Below are 16,487 nucleotides of genomic sequence, written 5' to 3' on the forward strand. Positions count from 1 at the left end.
GAGGACCGTCCACTCGTTCGACAGACAGTCGTCTCTCTGTGAACGTATCCGGTGTGTTAACTAATTCCGAAGAGTTTACTTCGTCCCCGCATAATTAGTGAATATGTCAGGGCTGCTACCGTCTGACACGAAACCGACGCAGACGCGAGATGGCGACCTTCGCGTGCTCTGGCTCGACGACGAAGAGTCAGAACAACTCATCAACTCGCTCTCGTCGGAGACAGCCCGGTCTCTCCTCACAGCGCTCCACGAAGCACCGGCGACAGCTTCGGAACTCTCGGAGACGGTCGAGACGTCCCTCCAGAACGCCCGGCACCACCTGACGAACTTACAGGACGCCGGATTGGTACAGGTCGCAGACACACGATACTCGGTGAAAGGCCGCGAGATGAACGTCTACGCACCGACGGACGACTCTCTCGTCGTCTGTGTCGGCCGCGAAGACGACCGCTCGACGTTCATGGACTCGCTGAAGCGACTGGTCGGAACGGTCGCAGTGCTCGGCGTCTTCAGCCTTCTCGTCCAGTTCGCGTTCGGTTCGACCGTCACGGACCTCGGTGGGCCGGGAACCGCACCACGCGTCGGAGACAGCCTCGGTGGGACGGCGGGGCCACTGCTCGGACTCATCCCCCCGGGAGCGGCGTTCCTCGCGGGGGGACTGCTCGTCCTCGCCGTGGTCGCCGTGTGGGAGTACCGACGGAGGTAACGAGATGACGACGCAGGAGTACCGGAGTGAGCGACGGTGAGTCGACAGCCCCGCCGACTCGCCGTCCACTTCGTTCTCGCACTCTTGTTCGTCTCGTCGTTCGCTGCTCCTGCGCTCACTGACTCGTCTGTTCCGTACGGTGCGTCGCTCACTGGCCCGTCACAGTACGACAACGACCTCATCATGCAACGTGGTGAGATGCAAGCGTCTCTCGAATCGACGAACGCAGTCGAAGACGTCGAGGGCGGACCGACACCGGACAGTGACGTCGCGTCACTCCACAGAGAAGGGAGTCGGACCACCGACGGCGTACAAGCCATCCGGGCCGACGAACTCCACGAACGTGGCATCACCGGCGAAGGAGTCAGCGTCGGCGTCATCGGCAGCTCCTTCGACACCGACAACGCCGCTATCGCCGAGCAAGTCGCCGGACACCACGCCAGCCACGACCAACAGCGTACGGAGACGGCCCACGACACCGCCGTCGCCGAGGTGGTCACTCGAACGACGCCGGATGCGGACCTCTATCTCGCCAGTGTCGGAACGACGCCGACGCCGGAGTCGTACGCCGACGCCGTCGAGTGGTTACTGGCGAACGACGTCGACGTCATCGTCGACTCGGGGAGCTACTTCGCACCGATGAGCGGTGACATGGATCAGATTACGGCTGTCGCCGACCACGCCTCAGAGGAAGGTGTCGTCTTCGTCACGTCGGCCGGAAACTACGCGAACCGCCACTGGGCCGGCGTTGCAGACGGTGACCAGTGGGTCGAGTTCGCCCCGGACACGGAAGCGAACGCACTCGAGGGTGGCAACGCCACCGAGGGACGCGTCTCGCTGAAGCTCTACTGGAACACGTCGGCCGACTACGACCTCTATCTGTACCGGAAGACGACCGGACGGGACCCCGTCGTCGCGAAGTCGACGGTACGACAGACGAGCGAGAACGCATCGCCCGCCGAGACGATAGACGTCGTCGTTCCGCGAGGCGTGTACTACGTCAGCATCTACGCACACGAGGACACAGCGAACAGAAGCGAGACGAACAGCACCAACGGTACCAGCACCAACAGCACAAGTAGCACTAACAGTACCAACGAGACGAATCGTACAGGGAGTACGAGCGAGACGGGCCTCCAACTGTTCTCACCACACCAGACGCTCACTCACACGACTGCCGCGGGAAGCATGGTCGCGCCCGCGACGAGCGAGCGAGTCATCACTGTTGGTGCCATCGACGCCAAGAGCGGTCTCATCCGCGAGTACAGCTCTCTCGGCTACGCGGGAGCGCGCGCGGACGTCGGCGCACCGGACGGCGTGTCGACGACGGCGGCTGGCACGTTCTACGGAACGTCGGCGGCCGCACCCTACGTCGCGGGCTCTGCGGCACTCATCAAGTCCCGACAGGGGGAGCTCTCGCCCGCACAGGTCGAGCAGTTGCTCCAAGAGACGTCACACTACACGGGAAGCGGTCGGTACATCGACGCCTACGCCGCCGTCGAAGCCGCGTCCGGCGCGAACGTCACCGCACGAGTCGAACAAGAACCCTGACGAGACGAGTCACCGCGACGTTCATACTCCTCGCGCCTGTCGATAGCCGTAGATGAACGCAAACGGCCGGAGAAGCCAGGAGCGGTAGTGACGTGAACCACCGACACTCACCGGACGGGCAACCGTCGGCACAACAGCGTCGGAACCGGCGCATCGAAGAGTACTGGAGTTGGATCGCCGTCTCGCTGTTCTTACTCGTGACGGTCGACCTTCTGACCTCGTTGTACGCGGCCGCCGTCGTCGGCGTCGAAGCAGAGGGGAACCCGTTCGTGGCGTGGCTTCTGGGCCAACATCTCGCGATACTGGTCGGTGTCAACGTCCTCGCAGTGGTGGCCGTCGTCGTCTGCTTTGCGGGACTGATGCGGATGTTCCAACGGACGCCAGACCCCTACGCTCGCTACTTCGCGTTCGGTATCGAACTCTGGCTCGGCGCGTTGCTCGCGGTGGGTCTGTTCGTCTTCGCGAACAACCTCTCTGTCATCGTGTACGGCGCGAGTCTCGTCTGATTTGGGGGCGGGCGAGAACCCGGAACGAAGCCTTTTGTACGAGTCCGTGACCACCCTCCGACACAGCTAACCATGCCCGTCAGTGAGGAACCCACGTGACTTGGGAGTCGGTGTTCGGCCACGAAGCGCCGTATCCAGAGCAGGCAGAGGGTATCGAAACTGCCATCCAGACGGCAGCAGACGGCGGATTCACCGTCCTCGAAGGTGCCTGCGGGACTGGCAAGACCATGCTCGCGCTGACCGCGGGCATCGACCGCGTGCGCGACCCCGACTCCGACTACGAACGAGTGGTCGTCCTCACGAGCGTCAAACAGCAACTGCGACAGTTCGAAGACGACCTGCGAACGATAAATCGAAACCTCCCCGACGACTGGCGACCCGTCTCCGGACTGACGCTCGTCGGCAAGGCGGACGTCTGTCCGTACAGTCGCGAACGCGTCGCCGGCGTCGACGAAAAGAACGTCTACGACCGCTGTGAGGGCCTCCGCGAGCGGACGCGCAACCTCGTCGGCGACGGCGGCGATACCACCGCCGGAGCGCTCGTCTCGCAAGCACGCCAAGCCCAGACCGGCCTCGCCGACTCGGGGGCGGGCGGTGGTCCCGACTACCTCGAAACCGCGGGCGACCCGACGCCGTATCTTCCGCAGATGCCGGAGTACGGTGACACCGAGTTCTGTCCGTTCTACGCGCAGTTCCTCGACGACTTACCGGAGGATGGTGACCCTATCGAAGCGGTGCCGTTCGAGTTCGACAGTCAGGGTCTCATCGAACCGGACGACCTCGTGTCGTTGTCGGCGGGGTTCGGCACCTGCCCACACTCGATGATGGGGGCGATTCTCCCACACGTCGAAGTCGTCGTCGGCAACTACTACCACGCGTTCGACCCGACGACGGCGTCGACGTTCACGGGCGCGCTCCTCGACGACTCGACGTTTCTCGTCTGCGACGAGGCGCACATGTTGGAACCACGAGTCCGTGACCTCGTCAGCGACGCCGTCGGCGACGTGAGCCTCCGCGACGCCGAATCCGAGTTGACGCGCGTCATCCAGCCCGTCGAGTTCGACGACGAGAGCGCGAAGTCGACGGCCGACGCCGACTTGGTGCGAGCGGAACTGGAAGATTCGGACGTCACACTCTCCGAGTTGAAGGAACTCCGACAGTTCGTCCGTGACCTCCGCGAGGAGTTGGACCGCCGGGTGAAGGCGCATCTCGACCACGTGCAACCGGATTGGCGCGCAGACTTGACGCGACTGGAAGACCACGAACTCCCCCTCCGTGACCCCGAAGAACCCGCTCCCGACGAGATAACCGAGTGGGCACAGGAGGAAGGCTACGACGGCGGTGTCTGGGCGCGTGCCGAAATTGTCGGCTCTGTCGTCGCCCGTATCCTCAACTCCGCCGAGGAGGAGGACAAGAACCGCGCTACGCCCGGCGTCGGCCGCGTCCTCGGTGAGTGGTACCGGCAGGACCACGAACGCTACTTCCGCGAGATAGAGTTAGAGCGGACGTGGGACGAGACTCACCCACCCGACTCGTGGCGGCGGGCCTACAACGCCCGTCTCGCGCTCCACAACTGCGTGCCCAGCGACGCCATCGGGACCCGTCTCGCCGAGTTCGGCGGCGGCGTGCTGATGAGCGCGACGCTCGAACCGCTCGACGTCTTTCGGCGAGTCTCCGGACTCGACTATCTGGAAGAGGAGGGGAGACCGGTCGTCGAGCGGACGTTCGGACTCGGCTTCCCGGCGGAGAACCGCGCGAGTTTCGCCGTCGACGCACCGAAGTTCACCTACGGTAACCGCGGTGCGCCGGGAGAGGCAAACGAGACGCGACAGGTGTACGCCGACGCCGTCTGCGAAGTCGCGCGTCGGCCGGGGAACGTCCTCGTCGGGATGCCGAGTTACGGCGAGGCGGAGTGGATTGCGGAGGTGCTCCGCGAGCGACTCGACAAACCCGTCTTGGTCGACGAGTCGAGCGACGACGTCGCCACCGAGTCGCTGAAGGCGGAGTTCTTCGGCGGCGACGGCAAGGTGCTCGTCACCAGTCTCCGCGGAACGCTCACGGAGGGCGTCGACTACCGCGGCGACCGACTCTCGGCGGCCGTCGTCTGCGGCGTCCCCATCATCAACACGTCGAGTCCGCGGACGAAGGCGCTCGTGACGGCCTACGACCGCGAATTTGCATCCGGGTTCGAGACGGCGCTGACCGTCCCCGCCGTCCGGAAGGCGCGCCAGGCAATCGGTCGCGTGATTCGCGGGGCCGACGAGGTGGGCGTCCGCGTGTTCGTCGACGCCCGCTACGCACGAGACTCCTGGAACAGTGTCCGCGAGTACTTCCCCGAGACGGAACGTGAGGAGTTCAGACCGGTGAGTCCGGACATGCTCTCGTTCGCGCTCGACCAGTTCTGGGACGGCAGATAACCCGAGCGACTGCAGGCTTGTATATTCGGCCAGAGAGACTTACGGGCGGCCGGTCGACTGCGGAGACATGAACGAGTACGCGAACGACGTCCTCGTCACGGCCGAGTGGGTCGACGAACGACTCGACGAGTTCGGCACCGACGACCCGGACCTACGACTCGTCGAAGCCGACAAGGAGTACGACGACGCCTACGCGGAGTCGCACGCCCCGAACGCCGTCGGCCTCCGGTGGGACGAAGACCTACAGGACGAGACACAGCGTGACCTGCTGAAGCGAGACGAGTTCGCCGCCGTGATGGGCGAACACGGCATTACCGAGGGCACGACCGTCGTCCTCTACGGCGACGAATCGAACCAGTGGGCGGCGTACACCTACTGGCAGTTCAAGTACTACGGTCACGACGACGTCTACCTCATGGACGGTGGCCGACCCTACTGGTTGGAGCACGATTACCCGACGACGACGGACGAACCGCAGTTCACGGAGCGTGAGTACACGCCAGAAGGCCCCTACGACAACATCCGAATCTACCGACGCGAAGTCGAAGACTCTCGCGAGCGAGTGCCGATGGTCGACGTTCGCTCCGGCGAGGAGTTCCGCGGTGAGATAATCGCTCCCGAGGGAAGCGACGAGACGGCACAGCGGGCGGGTCACATCCCCGGTGCGACGAACGTCACGTGGAAGGAGAACTACGACGACGACGGGACGTTCAAATCGGCCGACGAGTTGCGAGAGTTGTACGACGAGTACGGCATCGACGGGACGAGCGAAGTCATCACCTACTGTCGCATCGGTGAACGGTCGTCACTCACGTGGGTCGCACTCCACGAGTTGCTGGGATTCGACGACGTGCGCAACTACGACGGGTCGTGGACGGAGTGGGGGAACCTGATTCGGTCGCCGATTGCGACGGGCGAGAGCGACGCAGACGACGACTGACCGTCGCGCCGTCGCAGATTCCGTTACGGGAGCAGGAAGTAGAAGAAGACGAGATAGCTACTGACGAGGACGCCGCCGTCGAACCGAGAGACGTCTTTGTTGCGGAACATGAGTGCGATAGCACCGAAGGTGAAGCCGATGAGCACCGGGAAGTCGAAGGTAATCGTCTCGACCGGCACCTCAAGCGGGACCATCAGTGCGAGCACACCCAACACGGCGAGGATGTTGTAGATGTTCGACCCGACGACGTTACCGATGCTGAACTCCGACTCGCCGCGCATCGCACTGACGACGGAGGCCGCGAGTTCCGGAAGCGAAGTACCGAAGGCGAGCACGGTTAGACCGACGAAGCGCGGACCGAACCCGAGTTCGACGAGTGCGCCCTGTCCACCTTGGATGAGCCACCGCGACCCGAGTAGCAAGAGCACGAGACCCCCCGCGAGTTTCAGCACGTCCGCGAGTTCGGGGTCGACGTCTTCGTCGAGGTCGACTTCGTCGGACTCGACGGGGTCGTCTGATTGGCGCATCCGGTGAAAGAGGTAGGCGGTGAACGCCGCTAAGAGGAGCAGAAAGACGCCGCCGTCGAACCGACCGAGGCGCCCGTCGAGGCCGAGTCCGACGAGCACCACGGCAGCGGCGACCATGAAGGGGACGTGCTCTCTGAAGACGGACTCGTCGACCGAAAGCGGTCGAATGAGCGCGGCGATACCGAGGACGAGTCCGATGTTGGCGATGTTCGACCCGACGATAGCGCCGAGTCCGAGACTCGACGAGTGGTCGAGACCCGAGAGGATAGCGACGAACAGTTCGGGTGTCGTCGTCGCGAACGCGACGATAGTGACGCCGACGATGGCGGCCTTGAGACCGAATCCGAGTGCGAGTCGTGCGGCGCCGTCGACGAGGAACTCGGCGCCGAGATAGAGCAGGAGAATTCCAGCGAGCAAGTAGAGCGAGTTCGTCGAGAGCAACACCTCGGACAGCGAAGCGCCCGTACCGGCTTGCAACACTGGAACTGTGCCCAGCGGTAGCATATGGCCCAATAGGTCACCGTAACGGAACATTACCAGCGGTAGTCGACAAGCCATGATAAAACCGACGAGTCGGCTATCAGGTACGATAATCGAAAACACACCACAGACGGCGAAACAACTCGTCGTCGTCGAACGAGGGAAACCGGGAGTCGAACCGAGTGTCGAGAAGGCGAAATCGACGCGAGCGGTGAGGGAGACGGGTTATCAGTCGTCGTCGTGCCACTCGTCTCGGCACTCGTCGGAGCAGAAGTGGCGATATGCCACGAGACCGTCTTCGATGGTGGTTACGATGCGATGCGTCGGTGATTGGACGATTTTCTCCCCGCAGATAGTACACTCTGGGGCGGTGCTCTCGTCGACGTCCTCACCGAGGTCTGACGTGGGGTCAACCATACTTCGGAATACTGGGACCTGGGCGTACTTGAATCCGACTTCGACGGCAGTTTCGGCCGAGTGCGGGAATCCACACTGCTACGTTCGGCTATGGAGCCCTCTTAGCAGAGATTATGTAACCGCTAGCGAATCTCTATATCGAGACGTCCCATGTCAGGAGTCGACACGGAGTTCGAGGGGGAGAACCACCAGATAGAGACACGAACGGGTCGGGACTTCGAACTCCATAGCGTCCTCGTGAGCTACGAAGACGCTCCTGACGAGTGCACGATTTACCCCCGAGAGCGCAGTCATCACGACCGAACGTCCGTGTGGCTTACGGCACCCGCCGCGAGTTTCGTCGACCTCGCCGACGCCCGGTAGGTACGCCCGAAATCATCTCACGGAGGTCTTCCGGGTCGATGGCAATTCGATGTGCGTCCCACATATGTTCGAGCATCACCGCGACCAGTTGCTCGTCGTCGTCGGACTCAACGACGAACGAACAGTCGGGCCGGCAGGGCAACCTCACGGAGGGGCCTCACTGTGCATACATCGACTAGCTCAGTGGCCTCTACTAACTCTTTCGTACAAATTGGTGGACAACCGTCGCTGAAGACGGGGTATTTTACAGACGTTCGTCAGTTACTCACTCGACAGTTGTACGTCGGACAACGTCTGTTGAACGGCTTCCTCGCCGACGGCGGCCGCGAGGGCTTCGAACCCCTGTCGAACCGACCGGTCGGTGGCGTTGGCGACGAGACGAGAGACGATGAACTCCGGCGTCGACTTGCCCACCGTCCCGAACCGGGGTTGGTAGTCGACTCTGAGCGCGAGGTCCTGCGTCAGCCCTTCGGCGAAGATACCGTCGATGCGGGCTTCCGGAGGGAGCGGACTGAGTTCGTCGGCGAGATGGGTGACGTAGACGCCGAGACCACCGCGGTCGACGGTCAGTTGGACCAGTCCGTTGAGGAGGTCCGCCGCCCGTCCCGGTTCGGTAATCGCTTCGAACTCGTCGACGAGCATCAGCGTGCGGCCGTCGTTGGTGAGCGGCGGGACGATGGACTTCAACGTCGACTCCAACACCCCGGCGTTGAAACTGGCGTGACGTCGGTGGAAGACGACCGTGTCGAACTGCCCGACTTCGGCCGACGCTGCGGGGACGGGTAGCCCCATCGCAGTGAGGAGCGTCACCTGCGAGAGCGTCTCTAAGAGCGTCGTCTTCCCGCCGGAGTTGGCTCCGGTGAGGACGGTCACTCGGTCGCCAGATGGCGGCGTGACTGTCCCGCCAGCCACTCCATGGGTTCCGACGCCGTACGTGACCGGTTGCACCTCGCCGTCCAAGAGGAGATTTCTCGCCTCCGTGACGGCGAGTCCGTCGTCGGTGAGTGTCGGCCGTCGCAGGTCGTGTGCGACGGCGAAACGTGCAAGCGAGAGGAAGAACGCGATGTCGTCGACGGCGGCGACGGCGGCATCGACGTCCGTGCGGGCCGTCTCCACGGCTTCGTCGAGTTCGGCGCGGACCGTCTCCTCTCGTCGCTCGACCTGCGTTTCGAGGTCGGTGGCGAGCGCTCGGAGCGTCGTACTCACGAAGTCGGCGGCGTCGACCGGGTCGTCGGCAGCGGCGCTCTGGACTTCGCCCCGCGTGAGGTCTGTCTCGCGGGCGACGTACTCGACGACCGCACTCTCGAAGTCTTCGAGGCTCCGGACGCCCGAGTCGCGGACGGTGTCGAGCACGTCGAAGGCGCTGTTGCTGAGCGCGCTCGCTTCCTCGTGTTTCGCCCGCAGGCGGTCGAGTTCGTCGTCGGCACCCTCGACGACGCGGCCGTCCTCGACGTAGCCGAGTGCGCCCGCCGCTTCGCGGAGTGCGTCGGGGTCGACGTCGTCGAGTGCGGCGAACGCCCCGCCGCGGAGTCCGGCCTCGCGGAGTGCGAGTGCGGCCTCGACGGCGGCGCGCTCGGTTCCCCCGCGTTCGTCGTACTGGGCGAACGCATCGAGGACGGCCTCGCGGTCGGTGTCGTCCAGTTCTCTCCAGGCGTCTGTGGCGTCGAGCACCTCGTCGAGTCTGGACTCGATGGCCTCGCGGTCGGTCAGCGGCGTCAACACGCGGATACGGTCGGCAGCGTGTTCGGTGACGGCGTACTCACCGGCCAGCGACAGCAGTTCGTCGTAGACGTCGCGGGCGTCGGACGTGCCGAGCATCGCCATTCCGGCGTCTCCGTTCGCTCGACGGAGGATGCGGGTCGCTCGTCCGCGGGAGACACCGGCGTCCACCAGTGCGCGAATGTCGGCGGACTCGATGGCTCCGATGGCCGCCTCGGTGCCGAGCGTCTCGCGGAGGCGTTCGCTCGTCTTCGGTCCGACTCCCCAGTAGTCCTCCAGTCTCATACCGTGTGTGACAGCGCACGCGGCTTAGTGGTTGCCTGTCGCTCGTCGAGGGAGCGTCTCTCGTAGAAAGACCGCCTACCGAACGGGAACCGTCTCGGTGGCTCGTTTCGAGCAGTCGGCGAGAATCCGAGCGAGGAGACGAACGGCCTCCTCGTGGCGGTCCCGCGACTCACGAAGCGCCATCGGACTGATTCCGAGTTCGGCGTACGGGTCGAAGTCTGTCGGCGTTGCGACTCCACTGGTAATGTACTCTTCGGCGATTTGCGCGAGGAGTGTGTGGAGGTGAACCAGTTCGTTCTTCTTCACGGTGATACACATATGTGCTCAACAGGCCTAAACGGTACGGTACACGGCACCGAGAGTGAGTTTACGAACCGAGAGAATGTAAGAAGATGAATCCTGTAGGGGGAGTTTGCTCGACGGAGTCGGGTGCATCGAGTCGTCACCGACCGCTAGTGTCGGGGGCAGTAGACCCGTTGGCCCAAACACAAAAACCCCGTCCGGGCCTCGATGGAGGTATGAGCACGGACGAATCCGCGCCGAGCATGGACGAACCGCGCCCGGCCGAGGGATGGCCCGACGCCCCCTTGACCACGGACGAAGCCCGCGACCTGCTCGACGACGAGGACGTCGTCGCAGTGTGGGTAATGGACCACGACGAGGACACCCGCGCGACGGTTCTCTCCGAGAACGACCCGGACGACGCCGTCATCGAGTTGATTCTGGAGACGCCGACGTCGTTCCGAATGTACAGTTACACCCACGGCGTCAACGGGACGGCGTGGATGGACTACGGGGAGACCGAAAAGGGAACCGACGGTGCGGAGATGATGCTCGACACGCTGGAGAGCTATCACGTGCTCGTCGGCGACCCGGTTCGGTAACGACTGACAGACCGACGGAAGCCTCTTGCAGATGAGACGGTTGTGGAGGTTGAATCGGTAGCAAAAAGAAATTCAGACCCTCAGATGACGTTCTGGAGGATGCCGCCGTCGACGGCGAGCGCCTGTCCGGTGACGTTGCGGTTCTGCGCGTAGAAGACGGCGAGTCGACCCATATCCTCGGGTGTCTGGTCGCGTCCGAGTGGAATGACGCGCTCGATAGTGTCGGCGTAGTCCTCGTCGAGCGTCGGCGTGAGCACCTTGTTCCACATCGGTGTGTCGACGATGCCGGGACAGATGGCGTTGACCGTCACGTCGTCGGGAGCGAGTTCGAGCGACAGCGACTTCGTGAGACCGAGTACCGCGTGCTTCGAGGCACAGTAGTGGCCGAGTCCGGCCGCGCCGATGCTGCCAGCGATGGAGGCAGTGTTGATGATGGTTCCGCCGGACTCGCGGAGGTGCGGAATCGCGGCCCGCGAGAGGAGGAACACGCCTTTGACGTTGACGTCCATCACGGCGTCCCACTCCGCTTCTTTCATCTCTTCGACCGAGTCGACCGTGATGACACCCGCGTTGTTGACGAGGACGTCAAGTTTCCCGAACTCGTCGACCGTCTCGTCGACGAGCGCCTGCACCTGGTCGGCTTTCGTCACGTCGCACTCGACGATGTGGGCGCGTCGCCCTTCGCCTTCGACCTTGTTGGCGACCTCCTGTGCTCGTGTTGCCCCACCGACCTCACGTGAAGACTGTTGGTTGTACTCGCTGTCGAGAACGTCGACGTCGGCGACGACGACGTCGCTCCCTGCGGCGGCGAGTTCGACTGCGATTCCCTCACCGATTTGGCCGCCCGCGCCAGTGACAATCGATACTGCTCCGTCGAGTGAACGTTCGGCTACCATAGTCCGAACAGTGGTATGTTCACAAACGGCATAGCATATTTGTCTGATTAATCGTGGTGTTTCGTGATGGTTGTGTCAGGACGAGTGTACACTCGACGTGAGAGGGAGAGAGAAAGTAAGGAAGAGAGAACGCGGGGTCGCCTGCGAAGTCGGGCGACTCGCTTACTGGCGCTGACGGTAGATGAGGTTGCGCTGGACGGCGTTGGCACCCTCGTAGATGACCGGGATGCGCACGTCGCGGTAGACGCGAGCGATGCGTCGGTCCGTCAGGTTCGAGCGGCCGCCGTGGAGTTGCATCCCGCGCTCTGCACAGAAGACAGAGGTCTCCGTCGACTTGGTCTTACAGAGCGCCGCCCAGTAGCCCGCGTTGTCGTGGTTCGCAACTTTCTCCGCCGCTCGCCAGTTGAGCGCGCGGGCGGACTCGAACTCGATGAGCATGTCCGCGAGGTCGTGTTGGACGGCCTGGAACTCCGAGATGTCGCGGCCGAAGGCGCTGCGGTCGTGGACGAACGCCCACGCCTCTTCGATGGCGGCGGCGGCCATCCCGAGGCCGTGACCGCCGACGACGACGCGGCCGTGGTTGAAGAAGTCCGCGAGCATGTAGAAGCCGCCGCCGGCGGACCCGATGAGGTTCTCCTCCGGAACCGTGCAGTCGTCGAAGACGATGTGGGCCTGCTTGGAGGCGCGCATCCCCATCTTCTCGGGGATGTGTTCGGCCTCGTACCCCTCGGTGTCCGTCTCGACGATGAACATCGAGTAGTTGGAGTAGCGGTCCTCCTTGTCGCCGGTCTTCGCGTAGACGGTCACCCAGTCGGCCTCGACGCCGTTACCGATCCAGTACTTCTCGCCGTTGAGTACCCACCCGTCGTCGGTCTTCTCCGCGGTCGTCGTCATCCCGGCGAGGTCCGACCCCGTCTCGGGTTCGGAGACGGCGAGCCCCGAGATCTGGTCGTTCTCGGCGACGGGACGGAGATACTCCTCTTTCTGCTCTTCGCTGCCGTACTGCTCGACGATCTCACAGCCGAAACTGGCGAGTTGGAGGGTCAGCGCGATACCGGCGTCGGCCTTGTAGAACTCCTCGGCCATGGCGAGAATCTGCTGGAGGTCGTAGCCTTTCCCGCCGTACTCCTCGCCGATGTCCTGGGCGACGAGTCCGGCGTCCATCCCCGCTTCGAGAATCTCCCACGGGTACTCGCCAGTTCGGTAGTACTCCTCGGCGTTCGGTTCGATGTACTCTTCGGCGAACTCTCGGGCCTGCTGTTTGACGTCTCGGGCGTGCTCCGGGACGATGCTCTCGTCGATGAGGTCCATATCTGTGGATGGGTTCCACACGATTTAATACCAAGTGAAATTCTGTGTCCAGGAAAACGAGTTTATTGTTTTCGCAATGCGACCCATCCGGCTCGATCCACCGTCTTTGGAGCGGTTAGACGAACCACAGGTACCACGTATTTTTACCGACGTGAGCGAACGTTGGGTGTGAGAGCCGTTACATGAGGACACGAGTACAGTGGCGAGTGAGTGTTCGATTGGTCGGAACCGTCCTCAAATGGCTGTGGGTGCCGCTACTGCTCCCGCTCGGTATCGCACTCTACGACGGGACGACTACCCTCCCGTTTCTCGGGACGATACTCGGAACCGTCGGACTCGGAGTCGGTCTGGAACAACTGACCGACGAGACCACGATGTACGAGCGAGAGGCCTTCTTGATGGTTGCGTTGACGTGGCTGAGCGTCGCGTTCGTCGGGGCCGCCCCCTTCGTTCTCGCCGGGGGCGGGACCATCGCACAGCCGACGAACGCGCTCTTCGAGAGCATGAGCGGTATCACGACGACGGGTGCGACGGTCATCGTGGACTTCGATGCACACTCGCGGGCGGTGTTCATGTGGCGAGCGGTACTCCAGTGGCTCGGCGGACTCGGCATCCTCGTACTGGCGACGGCCGTCCTCTCGCAACTCGGCGTCGGGGGTGCGCAGTTGATGGAGACTGAGTCACAGACGCGGGACGTCAACAAACTCACCCCGCGTATCTCGGAGACGGCGAGCCTGCTCTGGCAGTTGTACCTCGGGTTGACGGGTCTGCAGGTCGCAGTGTTGATGGGACTGCACTTCGCCGGCTACGCCCCCGAGATGACGCTGTACGACGCCGTCACCCACGCCTTCACGACGGTTTCGACAAGCGGGTTCTCCCCACGAGCGGAGAGCATCGCCGCCTTCTCTCCGGCCGTCCAGTGGGCCGTCGTCCCGTTCATGGTCGTCGGCGCCACCAACTTCGTCCTCATCTACGCCGTGCTCAGGGGAGACATCGAGCGACTCCGAAACAGCGACGAGTTCCGGTTCTATCTCACGCTCCTCGGACTGTTCACGGTGGGAATCGGTGGAATTCTCGCCGTCGAGAACACGTACACCAGTCCCGAAGCTATCGCCCGTCACTCGCTGTTTCAGGTCGTCTCCATCGTGACGACGACTGGCTACGCGAGCGTCGACTTCAACCTGTGGTCGTCGGGAGCGAAACACCTGCTCTTCGTCTGTATGTTCGTCGGCGGCATGACCGGTAGCACGACGTGTTCTATCAAGACGCTCCGCTGGCTGGTCGTCTTGAAAGCCTTCCGTCGGGACCTGTTCGTCGCCTCGAACCCGAACGTGGTCCGGCCGGTTCGTCTGAGCGGAAAGGTCGTCACCGAGGACACGATTCGGGACATCTACGCGTACACGCTGGTGAGTCTCCTCATCTTCATCGTCGCGACGGTGTTCGTCGCCGTCAACGCCTCGCGGAGTCGCGTCCCGGTGACAGAGTTCGAAGCCATGGGCGCGGCGGCGTCGACGTTCTTCAACGTCGGCCCGGCGTTCGGTATCGCGGGGCCGTTCGCGAGTTACGAACCGTTCTCGCGGTCGACGACGCTCGTCATGACGTTTCTCATGTGGGTCGGTCGAATCGAGATTATCCCCGTCCTCGTGATTCTCACGCCGTCGTACTGGCGGTCGTGAACGGAACTGAACACAGGTTCATCGCCTCGTTTACTCACTCTCGCTCGGTCTGTTGCCGTCCTGTGCGCTTGTTGGCAGCGACCCAAAAATCAGAGCGGGAAGTTCAGTCCTGTCCGGGCGCGGCGTCTTCGGGCGTCTTCCCCTCGACCAGCGATTCGTCGTCGTACTGGTCACGCAGCACCTTCTTGTCGAACTTGCCGGTCGCCGTCTTCGGCACCGACTCGATGAAGACGACTTCGTCGGGTGCCCACCACTTCGGGAACTTGTCGCCGACGAGTTTCTGTAGGTCGGCTTTCAGTGCCTCTTGGTCGACGCCCTCTTTCGGGACGACGCAGGCGACCGGTCGCTCTTGCCAGCGTTCGTGCGGGACGCCGATGACTGTCGCCTCCGCGACGTCGTCGTGCGACATGAGCGCGTTCTCCAGTTCGACGGAGGAGATCCACTCGCCACCGCTCTTGATGACGTCTTTCGCTCGGTCGACGAGTTCCATGTACCCGTCGGAGTCGATGGTCACCACGTCACCGGTCTTCAGCCACTTGCCGCCGGGCGCGTCCTCGAAGTCCTCTTCGTTCGCGTCGGGACGCTTGAAGTACTCCGTGACGACCCACGGGCCGCGGACCCACAGTTCGCCGAAGTCCTCGCCGTTCTGCGGCACTTCGTTCCCGTCGTCGTCGACGACGCGGTACTCCAGACCGGGGACGAACAGCCCCTGCTTGGCTCGCTTCGCGTACTGGTCTTCCTTGGGCCAGTCGTGCATCTCGGGTTTGAGGTGCGAGACGGTGCCGATGGGCGACATCTCGCTCATTCCCCACGCGTGGAGGACGTCGACGTCGTACTCCTCGTCGAACCGGCGGATGACGGACTCGGGTGCCGCACTGCCGCCAATGACGATGCGTTCGAGCGACGAGAGGTCCGCGTCGTGTTCGTCGAGGTAGTCGAGCAGTCCGAGCCAGACGGTCGGCACGCCCGCCGTCAGCGTCACCCCCTCTTCTTCGATGAGTTTCGCGAGGTCCTCCGGCGTCGGTGCCGGCCCGGGGTAGACGTGTTTCGCACCCGCGGCCGTCGTCGAGAACGGCATCCCCCACGCGTTGACGTGGAACATCGGCACGACGGGCATCACCACGTCGTCCGGGCCGATGTCGAGTCCCGACTGCGGGAGCGACGCCATCGTGTGCGCCCAGAGCATCTGTTGGGTGTACTCGACACCTTTCGGTTCCCCCGTCGTCCCCGACGTGTAGCACATCCCCGCGGGTTGTTCCTCGGACACTTCGGGCCAGTCGTACTCGGCGTCGTGGCCCTCTACGAACGACTCGTAGTCCGTCACCGGCGAGAGCGACGTGTCGGGGACGGAACTGCCGACGACGACGAACTGGTCGACGGACGCGAACGCTTCTTCACCACCGTCGGCGGCGAGCGCACCCTCCAATTTCTCCAAGAGCGAGGGGTCGACGAAGATTACAGCGTCGCTCGCGTTCTCGACGATGTACTGGATGTGGTGGTCGGGAAGCAACGGGTTGATGGTGTGGAGTTGCGCTCCCATGTTCGGTACTGCGAAGTACGTCTCGAAGTGCCAGTGGTGGTTCCACGAGAAGGTGGCGACGCGGTCGCCCTCCTCGATACCGGCGTCGGCGAGGGCGTTCGCGAGTCGTCCGACGCGCGCTTCGTACTCGCTGTAGGTGTAGCGCTGTACGCCTTCGTGTGTCCGCGAGACGACTTCTTGCTCCGGAAAGAGTCGACTCGCACGCCAGAGAAACGGCTGTAAAGTCTGGTCAGTCGTGCCTGCCATACGCTCCCAAGTGACGCAACCCT

16 protein-coding genes are annotated in these 16,487 nt (G+C 63.4%); 8 read left to right on the forward strand and 8 right to left on the reverse strand.

Going from position 1 to position 16,487, the window contains the following annotated elements:
* Positions 1–103: 103 nt before the first annotated feature.
* The 5 genes from BM083_RS13665 to BM083_RS13685 all read left to right on the forward strand — a co-directional run bounded on the left by BM083_RS13665 (position 104) and on the right by BM083_RS13685 (position 6,120).
* Positions 104–706, forward strand: a complete 603-nt coding sequence (locus BM083_RS13665; protein ID WP_089870009.1) for an ArsR/SmtB family transcription factor — start codon at positions 104–106, stop codon at positions 704–706.
* 36 nt (positions 707–742) lie between these two features.
* Positions 743–2,257, forward strand: a complete 1,515-nt coding sequence (locus tag BM083_RS13670; RefSeq protein ID WP_089870010.1) for a S8 family serine peptidase — start codon at positions 743–745, stop codon at positions 2,255–2,257.
* Between the two features lie 92 nt (positions 2,258–2,349).
* On the forward strand, positions 2,350–2,763 hold the full coding sequence (locus BM083_RS13675) for a hypothetical protein (RefSeq protein ID WP_089870011.1): 414 nt from the start codon (positions 2,350–2,352) through the stop codon (positions 2,761–2,763).
* A 95-nt stretch (positions 2,764–2,858) separates the two neighbouring features.
* Entirely contained in the window at positions 2,859–5,180 is a 2,322-nt protein-coding gene (locus BM083_RS13680) for an ATP-dependent DNA helicase (RefSeq protein ID WP_089870012.1), read from the forward strand.
* Positions 5,181–5,247: 67 nt separating this feature from the next.
* Positions 5,248–6,120, forward strand: coding sequence for a sulfurtransferase (locus tag BM083_RS13685; RefSeq protein WP_089870013.1), 873 nt, complete (start codon positions 5,248–5,250; stop codon positions 6,118–6,120).
* 23 nt (positions 6,121–6,143) lie between these two features.
* On the opposite strand, the gene BM083_RS13690 is transcribed toward BM083_RS13685, so the two are convergent.
* Entirely contained in the window at positions 6,144–7,151 is a 1,008-nt protein-coding gene (locus tag BM083_RS13690) for a calcium/sodium antiporter (RefSeq protein WP_245756894.1), read from the reverse strand.
* A 204-nt stretch (positions 7,152–7,355) separates the two neighbouring features.
* Complete coding sequence (locus BM083_RS13695; RefSeq protein ID WP_089870014.1) at positions 7,356–7,544, reverse strand: DUF7576 family protein; 189 nt, start codon at positions 7,542–7,544, stop codon at positions 7,356–7,358.
* Positions 7,545–7,694: 150 nt separating this feature from the next.
* On the opposite strand from BM083_RS13695, the gene BM083_RS22830 reads away from it, so the two are divergent.
* Positions 7,695–7,907 carry a DUF7511 domain-containing protein gene (locus BM083_RS22830; protein ID WP_143085731.1) on the forward strand — a complete coding sequence of 71 codons (213 nt, stop codon included), beginning with the start codon at positions 7,695–7,697 and terminating at the stop codon, positions 7,905–7,907.
* On the opposite strand, the gene BM083_RS24145 is transcribed toward BM083_RS22830, so the two are convergent.
* The 3 genes from BM083_RS24145 to BM083_RS13710 all read right to left on the reverse strand — a co-directional run bounded on the left by BM083_RS24145 (position 7,861) and on the right by BM083_RS13710 (position 10,217).
* Positions 7,861–8,055: a DUF1059 domain-containing protein gene (locus tag BM083_RS24145; protein ID WP_089870015.1), complete on the reverse strand. Its 195-nt coding sequence runs from the start codon at positions 8,053–8,055 to the stop codon at positions 7,861–7,863. The two genes, BM083_RS22830 and BM083_RS24145, sit on opposite strands and share 47 nt — an antisense overlap.
* 113 nt (positions 8,056–8,168) lie before the next feature.
* Complete coding sequence (locus tag BM083_RS13705) at positions 8,169–9,911, reverse strand: DNA mismatch repair protein (RefSeq protein WP_089870016.1); 1,743 nt, start codon at positions 9,909–9,911, stop codon at positions 8,169–8,171.
* A 75-nt stretch (positions 9,912–9,986) separates the two neighbouring features.
* Positions 9,987–10,217, reverse strand: a complete 231-nt coding sequence (locus BM083_RS13710) for a UPF0058 family protein (protein WP_177197635.1) — start codon at positions 10,215–10,217, stop codon at positions 9,987–9,989.
* A gap of 212 nt (positions 10,218–10,429) precedes the next feature.
* Between BM083_RS13710 and BM083_RS13715 the strand changes: the two genes are divergently transcribed.
* The gene (locus BM083_RS13715; protein ID WP_218148963.1) at positions 10,430–10,795 is read left to right on the forward strand and encodes a DUF7964 domain-containing protein; all 366 of its coding nucleotides are present in this window, start codon (positions 10,430–10,432) and stop codon (positions 10,793–10,795) included.
* 80 nt (positions 10,796–10,875) lie between these two features.
* Here BM083_RS13715 and BM083_RS13720 read toward each other — a convergent pair whose 3' ends face one another.
* The gene (locus tag BM083_RS13720; RefSeq protein WP_089870019.1) at positions 10,876–11,691 is read right to left on the reverse strand and encodes an SDR family NAD(P)-dependent oxidoreductase; all 816 of its coding nucleotides are present in this window, start codon (positions 11,689–11,691) and stop codon (positions 10,876–10,878) included.
* Between the two features lie 162 nt (positions 11,692–11,853).
* On the reverse strand, positions 11,854–13,002 hold the full coding sequence (locus BM083_RS13725) for an acyl-CoA dehydrogenase family protein (protein ID WP_089870020.1): 1,149 nt from the start codon (positions 13,000–13,002) through the stop codon (positions 11,854–11,856).
* A 182-nt stretch (positions 13,003–13,184) separates the two neighbouring features.
* Here BM083_RS13725 and BM083_RS13730 point away from each other — a divergent pair, with 182 nt between their 5' ends.
* Positions 13,185–14,678 (forward strand): TrkH family potassium uptake protein, encoded by a 1,494-nt coding sequence (locus BM083_RS13730; protein WP_089870021.1) that lies wholly within the window; start codon positions 13,185–13,187, stop codon positions 14,676–14,678.
* Positions 14,679–14,781: 103 nt separating this feature from the next.
* Here BM083_RS13730 and BM083_RS13735 read toward each other — a convergent pair whose 3' ends face one another.
* A complete protein-coding gene (locus tag BM083_RS13735; protein ID WP_089870022.1) occupies positions 14,782–16,464 on the reverse strand; it encodes a long-chain fatty acid--CoA ligase in 1,683 nt (560 codons plus the stop codon).
* Positions 16,465–16,487: the final 23 nt, after the last annotated feature.

The organism is Halogranum rubrum (genome assembly GCF_900114455.1).
Taxonomy (GTDB): Archaea; Halobacteriota; Halobacteria; order Halobacteriales; family Haloferacaceae; genus Halogranum; species Halogranum rubrum.